The organism is Enterobacter sp. SLBN-59 (assembly GCF_024807915.1).
Taxonomy (GTDB): Bacteria; Pseudomonadota; Gammaproteobacteria; order Enterobacterales; family Enterobacteriaceae; genus Enterobacter; species Enterobacter asburiae_B.
Genome location: NZ_JANUFI010000001.1, coordinates 2,580,071 through 2,600,335, shown reverse-complemented (window position 1 = coordinate 2,600,335; position 20,265 = coordinate 2,580,071). Strand labels below are relative to the sequence as shown.

The window sequence follows — 20,265 nt, the reverse complement described above, 5'->3', positions numbered from 1 at the left end:
ATTATTCAACAAAAGCGGAGTCATGAAATAGTTTATTCTTATGTTCTGTGAGCTATTTCACGAATGATATCAGCGGGATCGTGAACGTGTGACTCCCCTCCCATGCAGCGTGCGCGCGGTCTGTCCATACTTATCGTCATTGCCACTGAAGGAGGGAGACAGCATGCACTGGCAGACCCATACCGTTTTCAATCAACCTGCACCGCTTTCCAACAGCAACCTTTTCCTCTCGGACTGCGCCCTGCGCGATGCGGTCGTGCGTGAAGGAGCCGAGTGGGATTTTGAGCTGCTCGCCAGCATCGGGCAGCAGTTGGGCACCGCGGAGTCGCTGGAGCTGGGCCGGTTGGCAAACGTCAACCCGCCCGAGCTGTTACGCTATGACGCCACCGGGGAGCGGCTGGACGACGTGCGTTTTCATCCGGCGTGGCATCTGCTGATGCAGGGGCTTTGCGCCAACCGCGTGCATAACCTGGCGTGGGAAGAGGAGGCGCGTAAAGGGGCGTTTGTCGCTCGGGCCGCACGCTTTGTGCTGCATGCTCAGGTGGAGGCGGGCACGCTTTGCCCGGTCACCATGACGTTCGCCGCCACGCCGCTGCTGCTGCAGGCGCTCCCCAAAGCATTTCACGACTGGCTGACGCCGCTGCTCAGCGATCGCTATGATCCGCACCTTGCCCCTGGCGCGCAAAAGCGCGGCCTGCTGATTGGCATGGGGATGACGGAAAAGCAGGGCGGCTCGGACGTGCTTAGCAACACCACCAAAGCGGAAAAATGCAGTGACGGCAGCTACAGGCTGGTGGGGCATAAATGGTTTTTCTCCGTCCCGCAAAGCGATGCGCATCTGGTGCTGGCTCAGGCGAAGGGCGGGCTATCCTGCTTTTTTGTGCCGCGCTTTTTGCCTGACGGACAGCGCAACGCCGTGCGTCTTGAGCGCCTCAAGGACAAGCTCGGAAACCGCTCCAACGCCAGCAGCGAGGCGGAGTTCCTTGATGCCTCTGGCTGGCTGCTGGGGGAAGAGGGCGAAGGGGTACGGCAGATCCTCAAAATGGGCGGGCTGACGCGCTTTGACTGCGCACTGGGCAGCCACGGACTGATGCGTCGGGCGCTTTCGGTGGCGCTGTACCATGCCCACCAGCGTCAGACCTTCGGCAAAAATCTCATCGATCAGCCGTTAATGCGCGAAGTGCTAAGCCGCATGGCGCTGGTGCTGGAGGGGCACACGGCGCTGCTGTTCCGCCTGGCCCGGGCGTGGGACAAGCGTGCCAATCTGCAGGAGGCCGCCTGGGCGAGGCTGTTTACCCCGGCGGCGAAATTTAGCGTCTGTAAAGCGGGCATCCCGTTTGTCGCTGAGGCGATGGAGGTGCTGGGCGGGATCGGATATTGCGAAGAGAGCGAACTTCCCCGCCTGTACCGCGAGATGCCGGTCAACAGCATCTGGGAAGGGTCAGGAAATATTATGTGCCTGGACGTTCTGCGCGTGCTGGCGAAGCAGCCGGGTATTCACGACCTGCTTGCCGATGAGTTTGCGCAGGTGAAAGGGCAGGACAGACACTTCGACCGCAGCTGGCGACAGCTTCAGCAAAAACTGCGTAAACCGCAGGAGGCGCAGGGGCGGGAGATCGCGCAGCAGCTTTTCTTGCTGGGTGCCGGAAGCCAGATGCTGCGGCACGCATCGCCCCCGGTGGCGCAGGCGTGGTGCCGTATGATGCTGGATACCCGTGGCGGCACGCTGATGAGCGAGCAGGTGCAAAGCGACCTGCTGCTGCGTGCGACGGGCAGAGTTGGTTAGCCTTTTAGCTGGAACAGGCTCACCAGCTGGGTCAGGTGTGAACCCTTCTCGCGCAGCGTTTGAGCGGTTTGTTCGCTGCGTGAGATGCGATCGGCATTGATATGCGACGCTTCGCCAATATGGGTCATGGCAAGGTTCACCTGGCCGATCCCGGCGGACTGCTCGCGTGAGGCATGGTTAATCTCGGTGACCAGCTGGCTGATGTTATCGATATGAATGATGATGTCGTCCATCGCCAGGCGCGTCCGTTCAGACAGCGCATGACCCTCACTCACTTTTCTGAGCGTATCGCCAATCAGCTGTTCAATCTCCTTCACCGCGTTAGCGCTGCGACCCGCCAGCGCGCGAACTTCCTGCGCGACTACCGCAAACCCTTTTCCGTGCTCGCCTGCGCGGGCCGCTTCCACTGCCGCGTTCAGCGCCAGAATATTGGTCTGGAAAGCGATGGATTCGATCACGCGCGTGATGTCTTCGATGCGTTTTGACGCTTCGCGAATGTCGTCCATGGTCGACACCGCATGGGTGACCGTCTCACCGCCCTGATGGACCGCGAGCGAGGTTTCACCCACCAGCTGCTGTGTTTGCTCCATGTTGGCGGCATTTTGCTGCACGGTGGCGGCCAGCTGCTCCATGCTGGCGGACGTCTCCTCCACGCTGCTGGCCTGCTTGTTGATCTGCTCTGAAATCTCGCCAGTGTCGGCGGCCAGCGCGTTGGTGCCCAAATGGATCTCGCCTGCTGCCTCACGAACCTGCAGGACAATTTTTTGCAGGCCGCCGCCGATGCCGTTGATAGCATCGATCAGCTGGCCGACTTCGTCCTGGCGGGTCACGGGCAGGCTGGAACGGAGATCCCCTGCGGCATATTGTCGGGCAAGATGGATAACGTTGCGCAGCGGACGGGTCAGCACGCGGCGAATAATGACCACGAACAGGCCAGCAAAAAGGATGGATAAGACCACGCCGGCCAGCAGGAAGCGATCGCGCATGGCGGTAACGCTTGAGAGCAGCACCGATTTATCCACTTCGCCCACGATCGTCCAGTTCCAGCCCGGCAGCGGGGTATAGGCCATTTTCAGTGTCCGGCCGTCGTCGCTTGTACGCTCCAGCGTGCCGGGTTTGTCACCCAGAAGCTGCTGCTGCGTCGCGCCGTCCCACTTCGGCTGTTTTCCCTCTTCGCTGGCATGGAACAGGTATTGCCCGCGCGTTTTGCCGTTGCTGCGATCCAGCACGAAGAAGTGACCGCTCTCGCCCAGGCGGCGGTTGAGGATTTTCTCGCGCATTACGTTCCAGGAGTGGGTGATGTCCACCCCGACAAAGACAATCGCAATGACCTGCCCTTCGGCGTTTTTAACGGGCTGGTACTGGGTGATGTAGTGTTTGCCGAACAGCAGCGCCAGGCCGCGGTACACTTCACCTTTGTTGACGGCGGCAAAGGCCGGGCTGGCGTTATCCAGAACGGTACCCATTGCCCGATCGCCATTCTCTTTGCGCAGGGAAGTGGCTACGCGAACAAAGTCGTTACCGCTGCGTACAAACAGCGTCGAAATGGCTCCCGTACGGTTCAGGAACTCGTCCGAAAGGGTGTTATTTTCATGCAGCCCGGTGTCTCCGCCTTTCAGAAGCGGAACGCTAAGTCCGTTAATCGTCTGGTGTTGGGAATTATCAATGTTCAGGGGCTGCGGTAAAAAGGTGGTAAACAGACGGGTATAGCTCTCAACCTCTTCACTCAGGCTGGTGTTGAACATCTGCACCATGTCGACCATGCCGGTGGACTGATTATGCAGATCTTCGACCGCAAGGGCTTCAAGCTGCTGGCTGGCTTTTTGGCTGAGCAGAAAAGTGAATAGCAGAAACAGCGTGGCGACACTGACGCCAGTCAGCAGCGAGAGTTTCGACCCCAGGCCCGCACGGCGGAAAAAGTTGATCATAAATTGCTCATCATTGAAAAGTTATGGTTCTTCAACGGCAGAGCGGAGATTACGTTTACTGTTTTAATGTAACAAAATGTTATTCAATTGTTCTTTATTGGTTTTATATAAGATAAAAAATTTGCAAAAACGAAAAGCCACTAAAAATAAGTGGCTTTTATCAGGAGGGAGTTTACACGTAGAGAATGGCCTGTACCCGCCAGCGATCGATATGGTTATCTTCCTGCATCTGGATGATGCGATACCATGAAGCACCCTGCTCATCGGCCTTTAATGCCACGACACGTTCAACGTCTTGCGGGCTCCCCGAGATATTATTCACGGAGATCTGGCCAATTTCATTCAGGCCAGTCACACAATCAGCACTGGCGAATTCTGCTGACTGCGCGGTGGTGCTCAGCAGGCCTGCTGAGAGCAACAGTGAGGTCAAAGCAAGAGTTCGTTTCATCGTCAGCTCCATTTCACATATATCCGGTATCCGCCGGGCAATCCTTCGCTAATAAACTCCCTTCCATTGATGCGGGCGTGGAGTTTATTGTGGACAGGAAAATGTCTATGGACGCAAAGCAGTGTAAATCTCGTTCAAAGGAAAACCATTATTTGCGGTACAAAATGGCCTGTGAGTACCACTGTCCCGTTATGATGGTTTCGTCGATCATAATGATGACGTAATAATCTGCTTTGGCGGCGACGGCCTGTGCTTTTATTGCCGATTCTGCGTCATCCGGAGAGCCGCGAACCAGCGCGGAGATGGTGCCCATTCGTTGTAATCCTTCCGTCTGATTACGACGAATCTCCTGTGGATGATCGGCGACCGGTGGAGCGGGTTGCGGCGTTCCCTGCAGCGCGCTACAGCCACTCAGCAGAAACACCAGCAATAAAGCAGCAAACCTGCGCATAACCATATCTCGTTTCCTGATAGCCATAGTGTAGTTGGCTGTGAATTTAGTTTTGGGGGAATGTTCCCGAAGTGTTATCTGGGACGTATATTTCGAATGAAAATGACGCGAAAGCGTAACCCAGTTCTCAACATTATGAATCATAGATTCGCACAGGGTCGACAATGATTGAAATTGAAATACGCCACCTCGGCGACCATGAAATTTTACACGCGATGCCGGCGGGTAAACGTGATAAACCGCTGCCTGTTGTCGTTTTTTATCACGGGTTTACCTCATCGAAGCTGGTTTACAGTTATTTTGCGGTAGCGCTGGCGCAGGCGGGTTTTCGCGTGGTGATGCCAGATGCACCCGACCACGGCGCACGCTTTACGGGTAATGAACAGGCGCGGCTGGGGCAGTTCTGGCACATTCTGCACGGGAGTCTGACCGAGTTTTCCGGGCTGCGCGATGCGCTTTATGAGGCAGGGCTGGTGGCCGACAATCGTCTGGCGGTAGCCGGGGCATCGATGGGCGGTATGACGGCGCTGGGGATTATGACGCATCATCCTGAAGTGAAGTCTGTCGCCTGTCTGATGGGCTCGGGCTACTTTACTTCGCTGGCGAAGACCCTCTTTCCCCCTCAGGATTTAACGGAAATGACCGCGACGCTGGCAGAGTGGGAAGTGACCCGGGCATTGCCGCGCGTGGCCGATCGCCCGCTGCTGCTGTGGCACGGTGACGCGGATGATGTGGTCCCGCCCGAGGGAACCTTCCGTCTGCAGCAGGCGTTAATGAATGAAGGGCTGGACGGTAATCTGACCTGCCTGTGGGAACCGGGCGTCCGCCACCGCATTACGCCAACGGCGCTGGACGCCACGGTGGCGTTTTTCCGCCAGCACCTGTAACGCGCGGGACTTTGACGCCCTTATCTTCCCGCTTCGGGAGGATCTCTGGGGACTCTTTTACCGGGAGTATTCCGGAGCTATTCACAAAAAAAAGCCCCCGGGCAGGGGGCAACGTCAACTATGGCTATGTTCTCGTTGTTGGCTTTCCTGGTGCTAGCGTTAAAGCGTTATCGGTAAATATCTGCACTGGCGTGCATGTTGCCGTTGCTGCCGGGCTCACGGGTTAACATCACGTGGTAATAGGTTGCGCCCTGCGCATCGGTTTCTGCGTTTAATGCCTGATCTGCTTCACTTTCCGTGGCGAAATTATGATTGATGTAAATTACGCCCAAGCTTTGCACATCATCCATGTTTCTGGCCTGTCGGCTGTCTATCTTGATGGCTGCCATCGCGTTTGCACTGAGCAAAAGCGCCGCCATTATGGCTAATGCGATTTTTTTCATGATATGCGCTCCACGACTACGTGCTGCGAGAGGGGGGATGCTCCTTCTTTAATTCAGGCGATCTCTGATTAAAGTGTAATCACTCATCCGGCGGGGATGCGTGACCATTTCTGATGCAGTTGTTCAAAAAAACAACGCTTCCGGGTGTGACCAATTTTAAATCACCCACTTAGACCCGCTTCGCGCTTTGTGCGAATTATTTGTGCAATCAGCTTGAGTTTCCAGGGGCGCGCAAGTATTATGACGCGTCAATTTTTCAGCCGACCTTTAACACGTTCCTTGCCTCCCCGGGCCTCGGCTGACCCAGACAGGAGGCTGAATAATCCGTAAGGAGCAATTCGATGCGTCATTACGAAATCGTTTTTATGGTCCATCCTGACCAGAGCGAACAGGTTCCGGGTATGATCGAGCGTTACTCTGCTGCCATCACTGGTGCAGAAGGTACGATCCACCGTCTGGAAGACTGGGGCCGCCGTCAGCTGGCTTACCCGATCAACAAACTGCACAAAGCACACTACGTTCTGATGAACGTTGAAGCGCCGCAGGAAGTGATCGATGAGCTGGAAACTACCTTCCGCTTCAACGATGCCGTTATCCGCAGCATGGTTATGCGTACCAAAAACGCAGTTACCGAAGCATCTCCGATGGTTAAAGCGAAAGACGAGCGCCGTGAGCGTCGCGATGATTTCGCAAACGAAACCGCAGATGATTCTGATGCTGGGGATTCTGAAGAGTAATTTCTGATGACCAACCGTCTGGCGTTGTCCGGCATCGTATGCAGGGCTCCCCTTCGAAAGGTCAGTCCATCAGGAATTCCGCATTGCCAGTTCGTGCTTGAGCATCGTTCTGTGCAAGAGGAAGCCGGGTTTCACCGGCAGGCGTGGTGCCAAATGCCCGTTATTATTAGCGGACACGAAAACCAGGCCATTACTCACAGTTTAACGGTCGGTAGCGCAGTAATCGTTCAGGGGTTCATCTCTTGCCACAAGGCAAAGAACGGCCTGAGCAAAATGGTTCTGCATGCCGAGCAGATTGATTTGATAGATTCTGGAGACTAGCCATATGGCACGTTATTTCCGTCGTCGCAAGTTCTGCCGTTTCACCGCGGAAGGCGTTCAAGAGATCGACTATAAAGATATCGCAACGCTGAAAAACTACATCACCGAAAGCGGTAAGATTGTCCCAAGCCGTATCACCGGTACTCGTGCAAAATACCAGCGTCAGCTGGCTCGCGCTATCAAACGCGCTCGCTACCTGTCCCTGCTGCCGTACACTGATCGTCATCAGTAATCGGGCACGGTCCATTAATACGACTTTAAGAGGATAAGGTAATGCAAGTTATTCTGCTTGATAAAGTAGCAAACCTGGGCAGCCTGGGTGATCAGGTTAACGTTAAAGCGGGTTACGCACGTAACTTCCTGGTTCCACAGGGTAAAGCTGTTCCAGCTACCAAGAAAAACGTAGAGTTTTTCGAAGCACGTCGCGCTGAACTGGAAGCCAAACTGGCTGACGTTCTGGCGGCTGCTAACGCTCGCGCTGAAGCAATCAACGCACTGGGCACCGTTACCATCGCGTCTAAATCAGGCGACGAAGGTAAACTGTTCGGTTCCATCGGTACCCGCGATATCGCTGATGCAGTTTCTGCAGCAGGCGTTAAAGTGGCTAAGAGCGAAGTTCGTCTGCCGAACGGCGTTCTGCGTACCACTGGTGAGCACGAAGTTGACTTCCAGGTTCACAGCGAAGTGTTCGCTAAACTGGTTGTTAACGTTGTAGCTGAGTAATTTTTTACTCTGCTCACGTTGAAACGCCGGCCTTGTGCCGGCGTTTTGCTTTTTACAGATCCGGGTCTTAACGCGCCCTGATGAAACTGCCGTCTGGCTGGCGGGTAAACAGTACCTGTTGTCCACTTCCCGTATCAATCGTTAACCCTGTCACTACCCCGCTGGCATTCTGGCGAATCTGTACCATCTGACCATTCTGCAGGTTACTGAGCGGTTTACCCGCACCTTCCACCTTCGCCATGGCATACACGTCGGTTGGCGGCAGGTTGTGGTCGCGGAACAGCTGCGCCAGGGTTTTGCCCGGCTCTACGCGATAGGAACGCCACTGTTGCTCAATACCGGTAGGCTGTTGCGCCTGAGGCTGAGACGGGGCGGCGGCTTGATCCTGCGGCTGTTCATCCTGAATGGGCTCTGGCTCAACCGGCGCGACCTGACCCGGATCGTTAGACGGGGTGACGAGCTGCGTCTGCATCGGCTGTGCGTCAGGCTGAGGCCGCGTCTGCGACTGAATGTCCAGTTGGGCATTGCGGGTGACGGGTGCGGTATCGACATCATCGCCCCCGGAAGGAAGCAGGAAGCCCACGATCACCATCAGCGCGCCAATGATGATCCCTCTGCGATGCAGAGGAGGCAGCGGGTCCATGATGCGAAAATTGTCCGGCGCCTGCCAGATTTTCGCCAGGGTAGGTTTCAGTTCAAATCGCCCGGGCATGGCACTCCTCCTGCTCCGCGTATTTTTTATCCTGTGTCCCGAAGTATAGTTTGCTAACTGCCTGAACGGCGTAGTAAACCCGACATCCGTGACATCAGTTCGGGATTAATCCTGGTTATCTCTATTGTTTCTGTTTCGTCGCGGTTTGTCACCTTAACTTCAGACAAAGTTTTACCCATAAGGGCATGGCTGATATGCTGCCCGCTACTTTAAATGTGATGGAAGGAAAACCCATGACCACCCCGACTTTTGACACTATCGAAGCGCAGGCAAGTTACGGTATCGGCTTGCAGGTAGGACAGCAGCTGAGCGAATCCGGCCTGGAAGGTCTGTTACCAGAAGCGCTGGTGGCGGGTATCGCTGACGCGCTGGAAGGCAAACAGCCTGCCGTTCCGGTAGACGTTGTGCACCGTGCGCTGCGTGAAATCCACGAACGTGCTGACGCCGTGCGTCGCGCGCGCTTCGAAGAGATGGCGGCCGAAGGTGTGAAATATCTGGAAGAGAACCGCGAGCGTGAAGGCGTGAACAGCACCGAGTCTGGTCTGCAGTTCCGCGTGATCAATCAGGGCGACGGCGCAATCCCGGCGCGTACCGACCACGTTCGCGTGCATTACACCGGTAAACTGATCGACGGTACCGTGTTCGACAGCTCCGTGGCGCGCGGCGAACCGGCTGAATTCCCGGTCAACGGCGTGATCGCAGGCTGGATCGAAGCTCTGACCCTGATGCCGGTCGGTTCCAAATGGGAACTGACTATCCCGCATAACCTGGCCTATGGCGAGCGCGGCGCTGGCGCGTCCATCCCGCCATTCAGCACCCTGGTCTTTGAAGTCGAGCTGCTGGAAATTCTGTAATCGAATTTTCTTATTTCCTCTCCCCGGTTGGGGAGAGGAAAATAGTGTAAAAACCTATAGTTACGGTGCTATCAACATTTTATCTTGCAAACGAAACTGTTGCGTGTATTTTTGTGAGCTGTTTCGCGCTGTATGAGTGATATGACACTCACTTTCAACATATTATTAACATAATATCTAAATCATAGTATTCATCCCGCCGATTCTTACCTAATATCGATTAGCCCTTACAAGGGAACGTCATCTTTTGACGTATTTAAAGGCCAGAAGAGCCTTAACAACACAGACAGGCATAAACAGGAAAATATCACATGGTAGATCAGGTCAAAGTCGTCGCCGACGAAGAGGCGTCGTCTGAACAGTCGCTACGGCGCAATCTCACTAACCGTCATATTCAGCTCATTGCGATTGGGGGTGCCATCGGTACCGGGCTGTTTATGGGGTCAGGCAAAACCATCAGTCTCGCCGGGCCGTCGATCATATTCGTTTATATGATCATCGGTTTTATGCTCTTCTTCGTGATGCGTGCAATGGGTGAGCTGCTGCTCTCGAACCTCGAATACAAATCCTTTAGCGACTTCGCTTCTGACCTGCTCGGGCCGTGGGCGGGCTATTTTACCGGCTGGACCTACTGGTTCTGCTGGGTCGTCACCGGTATGGCGGACGTCGTGGCGATTACCGCCTACGCGCAGTTCTGGTTCCCGGGGCTGTCGGACTGGGTCGCCTCGCTGGCGGTCATTGTTCTGCTGCTGAGTCTTAACCTCGCCACCGTTAAAATGTTCGGTGAGATGGAGTTCTGGTTCGCGATGATCAAAATCGTGGCGATTGTCGGGCTTATCGTCGTGGGTCTGGTGATGGTGCTCACCCACTTCCAGTCGCCAACGGGCGTTCAGGCGTCGTTTACCCATCTGTGGAATGACGGCGGCTGGTTCCCGAAAGGCATTAGCGGCTTCTTTGCCGGCTTCCAGATCGCGGTATTTGCGTTCGTGGGCATTGAACTGGTGGGCACGACGGCAGCGGAGACCAAAGATCCCGAGAAGTCTCTCCCGCGCGCGATTAACTCTATTCCGCTGCGTATCATCATGTTCTACGTCTTCGCGCTGATCGTCATTATGTCCGTGACGCCGTGGAGCTCCGTGGTGCCAACCAAGAGCCCGTTCGTTGAGCTGTTCGTGCTGGTAGGCCTGCCTGCTGCCGCGAGCCTGATTAACTTCGTGGTGCTGACCTCTGCTGCCTCGTCTGCCAACAGCGGCGTATTCTCCACCAGCCGTATGCTGTTTGGTCTGGCGCAGGAAGGCGTGGCGCCGAGCGCGTTCGCCAAGCTGTCGAAGCGCGCGGTACCGGCAAAAGGGTTGACCTTCTCCTGCATGTGCCTGCTGGGCGGCGTGGTGATGCTCTACGTGAACCCAAGCGTGATTGGCGCGTTCACCATGATCACCACGGTCTCAGCGATCCTGTTTATGTTCGTCTGGACCATCATCCTCTGTTCATACCTGGTGTACCGCAAGCAGCGCCCGCACCTGCATGAAAAATCGATCTACAAGATGCCGCTGGGCAAGCTGATGTGCTGGGTGTGCATGGCGTTCTTCGTCTTCGTGCTGGTTCTGCTGACGCTGGAAGATGATACCCGTCAGGCACTCATCGTCACGCCGCTGTGGTTTATCGCGCTGGGGCTGGGCTGGGTGTTTATCGGTAAGAAACGTATGGCAGGCGTAAGGTAAAAGCAAAACGGCAACTTCGGTTGCCGTTTTTAGTTTTTGCACCCTCTCCCCGTGGGAGAGGGCCGGGGTGAGGGCATTAGGCCGCAGCGGCCTTTTTTATTCCCCAGCTAATGCCCGCGGGAACAGAACGTTGTTCTCAAGACTGATGTGTTCCATCAGGTCGTCAATCATCTCGTTAATGCCGTTGTACATCGCTTTCCACGTTGTGCACGCTTCTGGCGGCGGCGTGACGTTGTGGGTGGTGTGTTTGATCACTTCCAGCAGCTCACCCGCATCATCGTGCTCGCTTTCCATCACGCTTATAGGCCCCATCGCCTGGCTTCCCATTCCCTGTTTAATCATCGGGAAGAGGATCTGCTCTTCTTTCATCATGTGGCTGGAAAGCTCTTCATGCAGCAGGGTCAGGTATTTCGCCAGACCGCGCGGTACGGAAGGTTTGTCGGCATGTACGCGCTCAACTTTGGTTGCCTGCAGGATCAGTTCCGGCAGCTGTTCACGGTGACGGTCATGGTATCGCACGATGATATGGTCGATGATTTCAGCGAGCGAGGCGGTTCGCCAGTCTTTGTCGACGGGCTGCCCGGCCAGCTGCGCCAGCTCTGCTTCAATCACCTCAACGTCCAGCTCCTTGCGTGAGGCCGCACGCGCCAGGGTTTGCTTACCGCCGCAGCAGTAATCCATATCGTATTTACGGAACAGCGCAGAAGCGCGAGGAATGGAGAGCGCCAGCTCGCCAAGGGGTTGGTCGCGAAAGGCCATAGCAGTTACCTCGTCATCAATAATATAAGATGCATATTAAATGCATCTTTAAGACAGCGCTATAACCCTTTAGAGGGAAGGGGGAAAGTGAGATGCAGATCACAAAAAAATATCCCGTTTAACTCTCTGAATGGACTTAGGAAAGTGGTTTAGAAACTTTTTAAAGGTGTAGAAACAGTAAACAACCCGCCGCGTCTGCCGATATATCCACGTCAGACAAACCTGCATATAACAAAGGCAACGCATGTTTAAACGTATAAAAGTCATTACCCTTCTGATTTCGGTGCTGCTTGTGCTCGGCATCATGCAAGTGATTTCCGCAGGTATCTTTATCAACGCGCTGAATAACGATAAAGACAACTTCACCGTGTCGCAGCTCTCCAGCAAGAACGTGGCGGAGTTTACCGATGCGTGGATCAGCCTGAACCAGGCGCGCGTGACGCTGAACCGCGGGATGCTGCGTCTGCAAAGCAGCATGGCCTCTCAGATTAACGGTGGGCAGCTCAATGAGCTGGTCAACACGGCGAAAAATCTGCTCGCCGATGCGCAGGTCCATTACGATAAATACTATGCCCTGCCAAATACGCCGGGCCTGGACGAGAACCTGGCCAAGCGTCTGGAAGAGCAGTACCGCATTTACTCCTCAACGCTGACGCAAATGAACGTCCTGCTGAGCCAGGGCAATCTGGAAGACATGTTCAAGCAGAACGCGGAGCAAAAGCAGACCGCGATGCAGGCGGTTTACCGTGAATGGCGTGAAGCGCAGGCAACGCTTACCGATAAAGGCATCCAGGACAATGAAAGCGACTACAAGCGCATCCTGTGGATCCTCTCTGCGGTTATGCTGCTGGTGATTGTGGTGATTATCTCCAGCTGGGTAGCCATGCGCCGCGTGCTGCTGCTGCCTCTGGAAGAGGTGATTAACCATATTCGCGCCATTGCGGCGGGGGATTTAACCCAGCCGATTCAGGCTGAAGGTAAGAACGAGATGGCTATCCTGGCGCGTAACGTTCAGGAGATGCAGACCTCGCTGGCGAACACCGTGGGCGTGGTGCGTGAAGGTGCGGATACCATCTACACCGGTGCCGGTGAAATTTCTGCCGGCAGCAACGACCTCTCTTCCCGTACCGAGCAGCAGGCCGCGTCTCTGGAAGAGACGGCAGCCAGCATGGAACAGCTGACGGCAACCGTGAAGCAGAACGCCGATAACGCGCGTCAGGCTTCCCGTCTGGCGCTGGACGCCTCCTCAACGGCGAAGAAGGGCGGTAACGTGGTGGAAGGCGTGGTGCGTACAATGGACGAAATCGCCACCAGTTCCAGTAAAATCGCGCAAATTACTAACGTGATCGACGGTATTGCCTTCCAGACTAACATTCTGGCGCTGAACGCGGCGGTTGAAGCGGCGCGCGCGGGCGAGCAGGGCCGTGGTTTTGCGGTGGTGGCAGGGGAAGTGCGTACTCTCGCCCAGCGCAGCGCCCAGGCGGCGAAAGAGATCAAAGCGCTGATCGATGATTCCGGCGAGCGCGTGAACGCGGGCTCCCAGCTGGTCAACGAAGCCGGGGAGACGATGGCAGAGATCGTTAATGCGGTCACCCGCGTCACCGACATCATGGGTGAAATTGCCTCGGCCTCTGACGAGCAGAGCCGCGGTATTGACCAGGTGGGCCAGGCGGTAGCCGAGATGGACCGCGTGACCCAGCAGAACGCCTCGCTGGTAGAGGAATCTGCGGCCGCGGCGGCGGCGCTGGAAGATCAGGCTGCCCGCCTGAACGAAGCGGTGGCGGTGTTCAAAATCACCCGCAACCAGGCGGTCAAAGCGGCGCCGGTGAAAACCTATGTACCTAAAGCGCAGCCCGTAGCGGCGGCGTCTGAAGGGAACTGGGAAACGTTTTAAGGGCTTGCCCGGTGGCGGCTACGCCTTACCGGGCCTACGATTTTGTAGGCCCTGCAAGCGCAGCGCCGCTGGGCAATGCTCACATCTCCGAAGCCGGAATGACCCTCGGTTTTTCCGGCTTCGCTCTTACCGCCATCACCACTCCCACCACCAGCAGCGCGATCCCGCAGGCCGTGAATAACGGCGGTAAGCTCTGGCGCATCAGGAAGGTATAAAGCAGTCCGGCCAGGGTTTCGAAGACAATCAGCGGCCCTAAAATCACCGTCGGCAGCTTCTGGCTGGCAATGTTCCAGCACAGCGCGCCCACCCATGAGCACAGCACCGCAATCGCAACCATCAGGCCGATAAACACCCAGGGTCTTGGCCCGAAGGGTTGGGCGAAGTCTGGCTGTTGATGGCCTAACCAGATGCACGCGCCGGCATAGCCCACCAGCGAGACGGGCAGCGTAACCAGCGCCTGCGCCGTCGCCCACATCATCGGGTGCTTGTCCGGGTTCTCCCGCAGCCAGCGCGCGTTGCGCAGGGCATACCATGCCCAGCACGCCACGGAAATGAACGCCAGCACAATGCCAGAACCGTAACGCCACAGGTCAACATCCGCCTGCCCGTGACGCAGCTCGGCAATATTGACGCATACCAGCCCCACGGCGGTGCATACCAGCGCCGGTATCATTTTTGACCACGCCAGTTTGCCATCGCGGTGGCTGTAGAGCCGGTTAGCAAAGACGGGGATGACGACCGGCAGCGTGCCGATAATCATGGTAGATACCGGCGCACCGGTACGCTGAATGGCACTCGCAAGGCAAACGTAGTAGATAAGATTGCCCATCATGGTCAGCGCCAGCGCGGTGCCCCAGTCCTGACGGCTGAGCTGACGCAAGCGCGCGCGTCCCAGCCACGCCAGGGGCAGAGCAATCAGCCCGAGCGCCAGATAGCGTCCGGTCGACTGCAGTATTGCCGGATACTCGGGCACGATCAGCGGGCCGACAAAAATAAGCCCCCACATCATCCCGGCCAGCAGGGCATACAACACTCCACTAATCATTTTTCCATCCACAGGTATTTACGCTGCATGCAGTGTAGGAGGGGAAAATGCGCGCGTATTGTATGAGATTGCGCATTAGCGCCGGGTGACCTGCTTCTGGTAGCGCACGGGCGTAATGCCGTAGCGGCGGGTAAACGCGCGGGTTAAATGGGACTGGTCGGTCAGCCCGGTCGCGGCTGCCACTTCGGCGGCGGGCATGCCGTGGGTGAGGAACGCTTTAGCGCGCCAGAGGCGAATGGCCATCAGCATCTGGTGCGGCGTAACGTGAAAATGGGCTTTGAACTGGCGCTGGAAGTGGTACGGGCTGAGCGAAACGACGCTGGCCAGCTCGTCCAGAGTCAGGGAGTGCATGTAGTTGTCGTGCAGGTACTCGCGCACGCGTTCGAAGCGGTGCGCGCCTTCCTGAATCACCGGCGCGTGATGGGCCAGCGGCTGGAAGGTCTCAATCAGATCCAGCAGTAATCCTTTTTGCGCAAGCGGCTCGTCCGTATGCCACAAGCCGTAAATCAGCCTGCCGATTTGCTGCGAGCGCAGCGGGTCATGACGCGTGACATCGCTAAACCACCAGTGCCGGAGGCCGGTCACCTCTTCCAGCAGATCGGGTTCGATATAGACCATCCGGTAGCGCCAGCCGCCTTCGGTGGCGGATTCACCGGTATGGATCTCGTCCGGGTTCATGGTAACGACGGATTTTTCCGCCGCGAGATGCTGGGTACCGCGATAGCGAAAGCGTTCGGCACCGGTTTCAATCGTGCCGATCCCGAAGGCTTCATGGGTGTGAGGCTCAAAGGCGTAGTCAGAAATATGCGCGTGATAAAGCTCCAGGCCCGGCAACTGCGCCAGATGGCGAAAGCGCGCGCTGTCTCTTTCATCATTAAACTGTTCCGGTACGCCTTGCACGTTGAGCCTCCTCGTGGTCATCTTTTCATTATCAGAGATGACCGGAATTTATGCACTAAACATCTTTGCCCGGACGGTCTTACGGTAATCCCCCGGTGAAACCGTTGTTTTATGCTTAAACTGGCGATTAAAGTGCGCAATATCCTGATATCCAACCGCATTTGCAATCTCCTGAATACACAGATTGGTGGATTGCAGCATTGTCATGGCGGATTCAATTCTGGCGGTTAATAAATACTGCAGTGGGGACATGTCGGTGGCATTTTTAAAGCGGCGATTAAAGTTGCGCAAACTCATGCCAGCCATATCTGCAAGATTCTGCATGGATATATCCGAGGCGCAGTTGGCTTTTATCCAGATTTGAATTTGAATAATATCTTCATCCGGATGGGGTTTGTTTTCTTCACTGTAACACTGACGTTCAAACTGGCTACGAATTTCATGGAAAAATGTCCGTTGAGTATGGGTGGCTACACGTTTCCCGTATGTCGTTTCAATAAAATGAATTGTCAGATCTGACAGGGCCTTAACGCTTGCGGCGCAGAAAATATTATCGGCCTGAGTGAGAAAATGTTTTGTCTGTAATTTTACGCTGGGGTAGTCGCGCGAGAATTGTTTGAAGTAGTGCCAGTGGGTGGTGGCAGGCTTTCCGTTGAGCAATCCCGACTCCGCCAGAAAACAGCAGCCCGTTCCGACGGCGGCGATGCGGGTTCCTCGCGCGGCCTGCTCGGTCAGCCATTCCAGAAGTTCAGGCTCTTGTCTGACCACCGCGCGAGGATTGCGCCACAGGGCAGGAAGATAGATAACGTCATAGTGTCTGTCTGCGGCAAGGGTGGTATCGGCGGTAATGCTAAAACCACTGTGCGTCAGAATGGGCTCGCTGTTTATGCCAATGGTATTCACCTTCAGAATATTCTCCGGGCGACAGAGCCTGAAGGGTGACTTCTCCGGTTTGTGCGTGCCTGCGTGGGATGTTTTTTTTTGCTCAGCTAAATAGCTACTGGCTGCCGCTTTCCACATTTCAATCGGAAGACTGAGACCGGAACTTAGCATGCGTTCACATAACACAAATCCTATTTGTGTATTTGTCATTTTTGATTAATACCTGTTTTGACTATTATTTTTGGTGGCTCATCGTTGCCGTGGCCAAAAAAGTCAGCGTTTTGGCTGGATTTTCATATTAGCTTTTGTTGGTAATTTGTAAACTAATATCTGAAATTATCGCACTTGCTTAATAAAATAAATCCACGACCACGAGAGAATAAATTATGGTGAAATTACCCGTAATAACGGCTTTTGGCGGCTATGGTCCAGCTGGGCGTAGTTCTTCACATCATGCATTTCGTCGAATGATTATTGAGTCATTATCGGAAGAGGAACGGCAGGATACGTTATTATCGTTAGCCAACCTGATGGGCGTCCTTAAATATGATGAAGGTGGGTATTGCGACATTTCCGGTAAAAGATTTACACCTGCTCAGGCCGCCGCGAGGATAAAAGACGAGGTGCTTGAGGGAACCCTTATCAGAAATATTACGCGCGACTACTTTGATGTCGATGCTATTGCCGGCCATGCAAAATTGAATATGGCTTCAGGCGAAGAGGGATTCAGTTTTAATATATCTGCCAGGCAATTACCTCAACCCTTACCGGCGGGATGGCACGTTGAGGAATTAGCGGATCGGCGTGTCCGTATTACCGTTCAGGGAGAGATGGACTGCAAAATTGAGGCGTTGCTGCGCACGGAGGTTCAGGCTGCAGGGCTGTTGCCGCAGGGATTCCGTCCGGGCGACCATTACAATTCGCAGTTCCATCCGCGGGCGTTACAAATGGCGATTGTCGGAGCGTCAGACGCCATCAACGCGCTGGGGATCCCGTGGCGAGAGGTACAGGCCAAAATCACGCCGGATCAGCTCGGCGTCTATTCGGGCAATATCATGGGGCAGCTCGACGATTATGGCTTTGGCGGGATGCTGCAGTCGCGCCTGAAAGGCCATCGCGTCAGCGCCAAACAGTGCCCGCTGGGCCTGAACAGCATGTGCGCCGATTTCCTCAATGCGTATGTGCTGGGTAGCGTCGGTCATACCAGCGCCACGCTGGGGGCGTGTGCCACGTTTCTGTATAACCTGAATGCGGCAGTTGAGGATATCAAAGCGGGGCGCATTCGCGTAGCCGTCGTTGGCAGCGCCGAAGCGCCGGTCACCTCAGAAGTGATTGAAGGATTCGATGCCATGGGCGCCCTGGCAACGGAGAGCAAGCTTAAGCACATTGATGAAACGGAAACGGCCGACTGGCGCAACAGCAGCCGCCCGTTTGGCAACAGCTGCGGTTTTGTTATCGCAGAATCCAGCCAGTATGTCGTGTTAATGGACGACGAGCTGGCGCTGCAGCTTGGCGCAGAGATCCACGGTTCGGTGGGGAATGTCTTCATCAACGCTGACGGCTTTAAACGCTCTATTGCGTCAACGGGGCCGGGGAATTACATCACCATGGCGAAAGCCGTAGCCTCTGCGGTATCGATGGCCGGGATAGAGACGGTGCAGAAGGGATCGTTTATTCAGGCGCACGGCTCAAGCACGCCGAAGAATTGCGTCTCCGAGGCCGATATTTTTGACCGCGTTGCGCAAGCTTTTTCGATTCGCGACTGGCCGGTGACGGCGGTGAAATCGTACCTCGGTCACTCCCTAGGCCCCGCCAGCGGCGACCAGCTTATCGGCTGCCTCGGCGTCTTCCGCTATGGTATTTTGCCGGGAATTAAAAGCGTGTCCCACATCGCGCCGCAGGTGAACAATGCGCGCTTAACCATTCCTCTTCAGGACTGCAAATTAGAGGAAGGCCAGGGACAAATCGCCTTTATTAATTCAAAAGGCTTTGGCGGTAATAATGCCACGGGGGTGGTTTACTCGCCAAAGCTTACCCATCAATGGTTGCGCAAACGCTATGGGGAAACGGTGTTTGCGAATTATCAGCAGCGTAACCGCCAGGTGCGACGTCAGGCTAACGCCTACGACGAGGCGGCCTCGCAGGGTGAACTCAATGTCATTTATCGTTTCGGCCAGCAGGGGATAAATGAGGAAGATATTAAGATTGATATGAATGGCATCACCATTCCCGGATTTGAAAAACCGATAACGTACGCGACGGATAAAGAATACCCGGACTTTTAATCGTTATATCTGATTTTATTATTAATAAATATGAGCGGGCCGGGTAAGGGAAATCACCCGGCCGCAGGAAAGAACGGTGACACCGTTAAAGAATGGCTTTAATGCTCTGCGCCAGCGGGGTCGTTGCGCGCCCGATCAGCTTGCTCAGCGTATGGCTATCGTCAAAGAGTCCCCCTTTGGACGCACCCACATCGGAGTCCGCCAGCATATCTGCCAGCCCGGCAGGCAGACCGACGCTTTTCAGCGCGGCGGCAAAATCCGCTTCACTGAGATTCTGGTAGGTTACCGGCTTCCCGCTCTGTTTGCTGAGTTCAGCCGCCAGTTCGCTCAGCGTCCAGCCGTGGTCGCCCGCCAGTTCGTAGACCTTGCCCGCGTGGCCCTCTTCTGCGATCACTTTGGCGGCCGCCGCGGCATAGTCGGCACGGGTGGCAGAGGCAATTTTGCCTTCGCCTGCCGCACCAATAAACACGCCGTGTTCCAGCGCAGGCGGCGCGCTCGCCAGGTAGTTTTCGGTATACCAGCCATTGCGCAGCAGGGCATAAGAGATGCCGGACGCCGCCAGCGCTTTTTCAGTGGCAACGTGTTCAACGTGCAGACCCAGCGGGGAGTTGTCCGCATGCAGCAGGCTGGTGTAGGCGATAAATTTCACGCCTGCCGTTTTGGCGGCGTTAATCACGTTCTGGTGCTGGGTTGCGCGCTGGCCGACTTCGCTGGAAGAGATCAGCAGCAGCTTATCCACGCCGCTCAGCGCGGCGGTGAATGCGGCTTCATCCGTGTAGTCCGCCTGGCGAACCACAATTCCCTGCTGGCTTAAGGCCTGCGCTTTCGCCGGGTTACGTACGATGGCCACAATCTGGCTGGCCGGTACGGTTTTCAACAGCTGTTCGATAACGAGATGGCCAAGCTGGCCGGTAGCACCGGTAATCGCGATCATGATGAATCTCCTTCGTGTTTGTCTGGTGTTGTGGCACACTAGCACCATAGCTAACTTTTAGTAAGTACGTACAAAAAGGTAAGTATGAAAACAACGATACCGACGCTCAGCGAACAAATGCGCGATGGCAATCTTTTCGCGGAACAGTGTCCTTCACGCGAGGTGCTCAAACACGTGACCAGCCGCTGGGGTGTCCTGATTCTGCTGGCCCTGCGCCAGGGAACGCATCGCTTTAGCGATCTGCGCCGTAAAATGGGCGGGGTGAGCGAAAAGATGCTGTCGCAGTCACTCCAGGCGCTGGAGCTGGACGGGTTTGTCGATCGCGTGTCGTATCCGGTGGTGCCGCCGCACGTAGAGTATAGTCTGACGCCGATGGGGATTGAGGTCAGCGAGAAAGTCGCCGCGCTGGCGGACTGGATTGAGGTGAATACCCCGAAGGTGATGGCGAACAGGGACGATCGTGCGGCCTGATGTCTTCACCCTGACCTAATGCCTGCGTGGGCGACCCCCTCTCCCTTGAGGGAGAGGGCTGGGGTGAGGGGGAACATATAACTC

Annotated in this window: 21 protein-coding genes; 11 read left to right on the top strand and 10 right to left on the bottom strand. The window is 55.6% G+C overall.

Translation table 11 applies throughout. The annotated features are described in order from the left end of the window. Positions 1-163: 163 nt before the first annotated feature. Entirely contained in the window at positions 164-1,786 is a 1,623-nt protein-coding gene (locus M2422_RS12425; RefSeq protein WP_064673125.1) for an isovaleryl-CoA dehydrogenase, read from the top strand. On the opposite strand, the gene M2422_RS12420 is transcribed toward M2422_RS12425, so the two are convergent. The 3 genes from M2422_RS12420 to bsmA all read right to left on the bottom strand — a co-directional run bounded on the left by M2422_RS12420 (position 1,783) and on the right by bsmA (position 4,640). Next, the gene (locus M2422_RS12420) at positions 1,783-3,714 is read right to left on the bottom strand and encodes a methyl-accepting chemotaxis protein (protein WP_064673126.1); all 1,932 of its coding nucleotides are present in this window, start codon (positions 3,712-3,714) and stop codon (positions 1,783-1,785) included. The genes M2422_RS12425 and M2422_RS12420 overlap by 4 nt on opposite strands. Positions 3,715-3,886: 172 nt before the next feature. Beyond that, a complete protein-coding gene (yjfN, locus tag M2422_RS12415) occupies positions 3,887-4,174 on the bottom strand; it encodes a DUF1471 family protease activator YjfN (RefSeq protein ID WP_032665074.1) in 288 nt (95 codons plus the stop codon). 136 nt (positions 4,175-4,310) lie between these two features. Further along, positions 4,311-4,640 carry a biofilm peroxide resistance protein BsmA gene (gene bsmA / locus M2422_RS12410; RefSeq protein ID WP_029740376.1) on the bottom strand — a complete coding sequence of 110 codons (330 nt, stop codon included), beginning with the start codon at positions 4,638-4,640 and terminating at the stop codon, positions 4,311-4,313. Positions 4,641-4,777: 137 nt separating this feature from the next. Here bsmA and yjfP point away from each other — a divergent pair, with 137 nt between their 5' ends. Continuing rightward, positions 4,778-5,500 carry an esterase gene (gene yjfP, locus M2422_RS12405; RefSeq protein WP_064673127.1) on the top strand — a complete coding sequence of 241 codons (723 nt, stop codon included), beginning with the start codon at positions 4,778-4,780 and terminating at the stop codon, positions 5,498-5,500. A gap of 167 nt (positions 5,501-5,667) precedes the next feature. Here yjfP and yjfY read toward each other — a convergent pair whose 3' ends face one another. Beyond that, positions 5,668-5,943, bottom strand: a complete 276-nt coding sequence (gene yjfY / locus M2422_RS12400; protein ID WP_029740378.1) for a DUF1471 family protein YjfY — start codon at positions 5,941-5,943, stop codon at positions 5,668-5,670. Between the two features lie 341 nt (positions 5,944-6,284). Here yjfY and rpsF point away from each other — a divergent pair, with 341 nt between their 5' ends. From rpsF to rplI, 4 genes are read left to right on the top strand one after another with little or no spacing between them, the layout of a single operon-like run. Next, positions 6,285-6,680 carry a 30S ribosomal protein S6 gene (rpsF, locus tag M2422_RS12395; protein WP_014068637.1) on the top strand — a complete coding sequence of 132 codons (396 nt, stop codon included), beginning with the start codon at positions 6,285-6,287 and terminating at the stop codon, positions 6,678-6,680. A gap of 6 nt (positions 6,681-6,686) precedes the next feature. Beyond that, positions 6,687-7,001: a primosomal replication protein N gene (gene priB, locus M2422_RS12390; protein WP_008502895.1), complete on the top strand. Its 315-nt coding sequence runs from the start codon at positions 6,687-6,689 to the stop codon at positions 6,999-7,001. A gap of 4 nt (positions 7,002-7,005) precedes the next feature. Then, a complete protein-coding gene (rpsR, locus tag M2422_RS12385) occupies positions 7,006-7,233 on the top strand; it encodes a 30S ribosomal protein S18 (RefSeq protein WP_000135199.1) in 228 nt (75 codons plus the stop codon). 41 nt (positions 7,234-7,274) lie between these two features. Beyond that, entirely contained in the window at positions 7,275-7,724 is a 450-nt protein-coding gene (gene rplI / locus M2422_RS12380; protein WP_023310148.1) for a 50S ribosomal protein L9, read from the top strand. A 67-nt stretch (positions 7,725-7,791) separates the two neighbouring features. On the opposite strand, the gene M2422_RS12375 is transcribed toward rplI, so the two are convergent. Then, the gene (locus M2422_RS12375; protein ID WP_047646484.1) at positions 7,792-8,436 is read right to left on the bottom strand and encodes an OapA family protein; all 645 of its coding nucleotides are present in this window, start codon (positions 8,434-8,436) and stop codon (positions 7,792-7,794) included. Positions 8,437-8,669: 233 nt separating this feature from the next. Between M2422_RS12375 and fklB the strand changes: the two genes are divergently transcribed. Both fklB and cycA read left to right on the top strand, forming a co-directional pair. Next, positions 8,670-9,290 (top strand): FKBP-type peptidyl-prolyl cis-trans isomerase, encoded by a 621-nt coding sequence (gene fklB, locus M2422_RS12370; protein ID WP_008502892.1) that lies wholly within the window; start codon positions 8,670-8,672, stop codon positions 9,288-9,290. Between the two features lie 311 nt (positions 9,291-9,601). Continuing rightward, positions 9,602-11,011 (top strand): D-serine/D-alanine/glycine transporter, encoded by a 1,410-nt coding sequence (cycA, locus tag M2422_RS12365; RefSeq protein WP_048977313.1) that lies wholly within the window; start codon positions 9,602-9,604, stop codon positions 11,009-11,011. 96 nt (positions 11,012-11,107) lie between these two features. On the opposite strand, the gene ytfE is transcribed toward cycA, so the two are convergent. Next, the gene (ytfE, locus tag M2422_RS12360; RefSeq protein ID WP_048977312.1) at positions 11,108-11,770 is read right to left on the bottom strand and encodes an iron-sulfur cluster repair protein YtfE; all 663 of its coding nucleotides are present in this window, start codon (positions 11,768-11,770) and stop codon (positions 11,108-11,110) included. Between the two features lie 244 nt (positions 11,771-12,014). Between ytfE and M2422_RS12355 the strand changes: the two genes are divergently transcribed. Then, positions 12,015-13,664: a methyl-accepting chemotaxis protein gene (locus M2422_RS12355; RefSeq protein ID WP_045402276.1), complete on the top strand. Its 1,650-nt coding sequence runs from the start codon at positions 12,015-12,017 to the stop codon at positions 13,662-13,664. Positions 13,665-13,743: 79 nt separating this feature from the next. Here M2422_RS12355 and M2422_RS12350 read toward each other — a convergent pair whose 3' ends face one another. From M2422_RS12350 to M2422_RS12340, 3 genes are all read right to left on the bottom strand, one after another. Further along, positions 13,744-14,709 carry a DMT family transporter gene (locus M2422_RS12350; RefSeq protein ID WP_064673128.1) on the bottom strand — a complete coding sequence of 322 codons (966 nt, stop codon included), beginning with the start codon at positions 14,707-14,709 and terminating at the stop codon, positions 13,744-13,746. Positions 14,710-14,784: 75 nt separating this feature from the next. Next, entirely contained in the window at positions 14,785-15,609 is an 825-nt protein-coding gene (locus M2422_RS12345) for an AraC family transcriptional regulator (protein ID WP_064673129.1), read from the bottom strand. Between the two features lie 48 nt (positions 15,610-15,657). After that, positions 15,658-16,701 carry a GlxA family transcriptional regulator gene (locus M2422_RS12340; RefSeq protein ID WP_231113498.1) on the bottom strand — a complete coding sequence of 348 codons (1,044 nt, stop codon included), beginning with the start codon at positions 16,699-16,701 and terminating at the stop codon, positions 15,658-15,660. A 620-nt stretch (positions 16,702-17,321) separates the two neighbouring features. Here M2422_RS12340 and M2422_RS12335 point away from each other — a divergent pair. Then, a complete protein-coding gene (locus M2422_RS12335; protein ID WP_226852590.1) occupies positions 17,322-18,776 on the top strand; it encodes a beta-ketoacyl synthase in 1,455 nt (484 codons plus the stop codon). Positions 18,777-18,861: 85 nt separating this feature from the next. Here M2422_RS12335 and M2422_RS12330 read toward each other — a convergent pair whose 3' ends face one another. Next, positions 18,862-19,710: an SDR family oxidoreductase gene (locus M2422_RS12330; RefSeq protein ID WP_064673131.1), complete on the bottom strand. Its 849-nt coding sequence runs from the start codon at positions 19,708-19,710 to the stop codon at positions 18,862-18,864. An 84-nt stretch (positions 19,711-19,794) separates the two neighbouring features. Here M2422_RS12330 and M2422_RS12325 point away from each other — a divergent pair, with 84 nt between their 5' ends. Next, a complete protein-coding gene (locus M2422_RS12325) occupies positions 19,795-20,181 on the top strand; it encodes a helix-turn-helix domain-containing protein (protein WP_032651400.1) in 387 nt (128 codons plus the stop codon). Positions 20,182-20,265 lie beyond the last annotated feature (84 nt).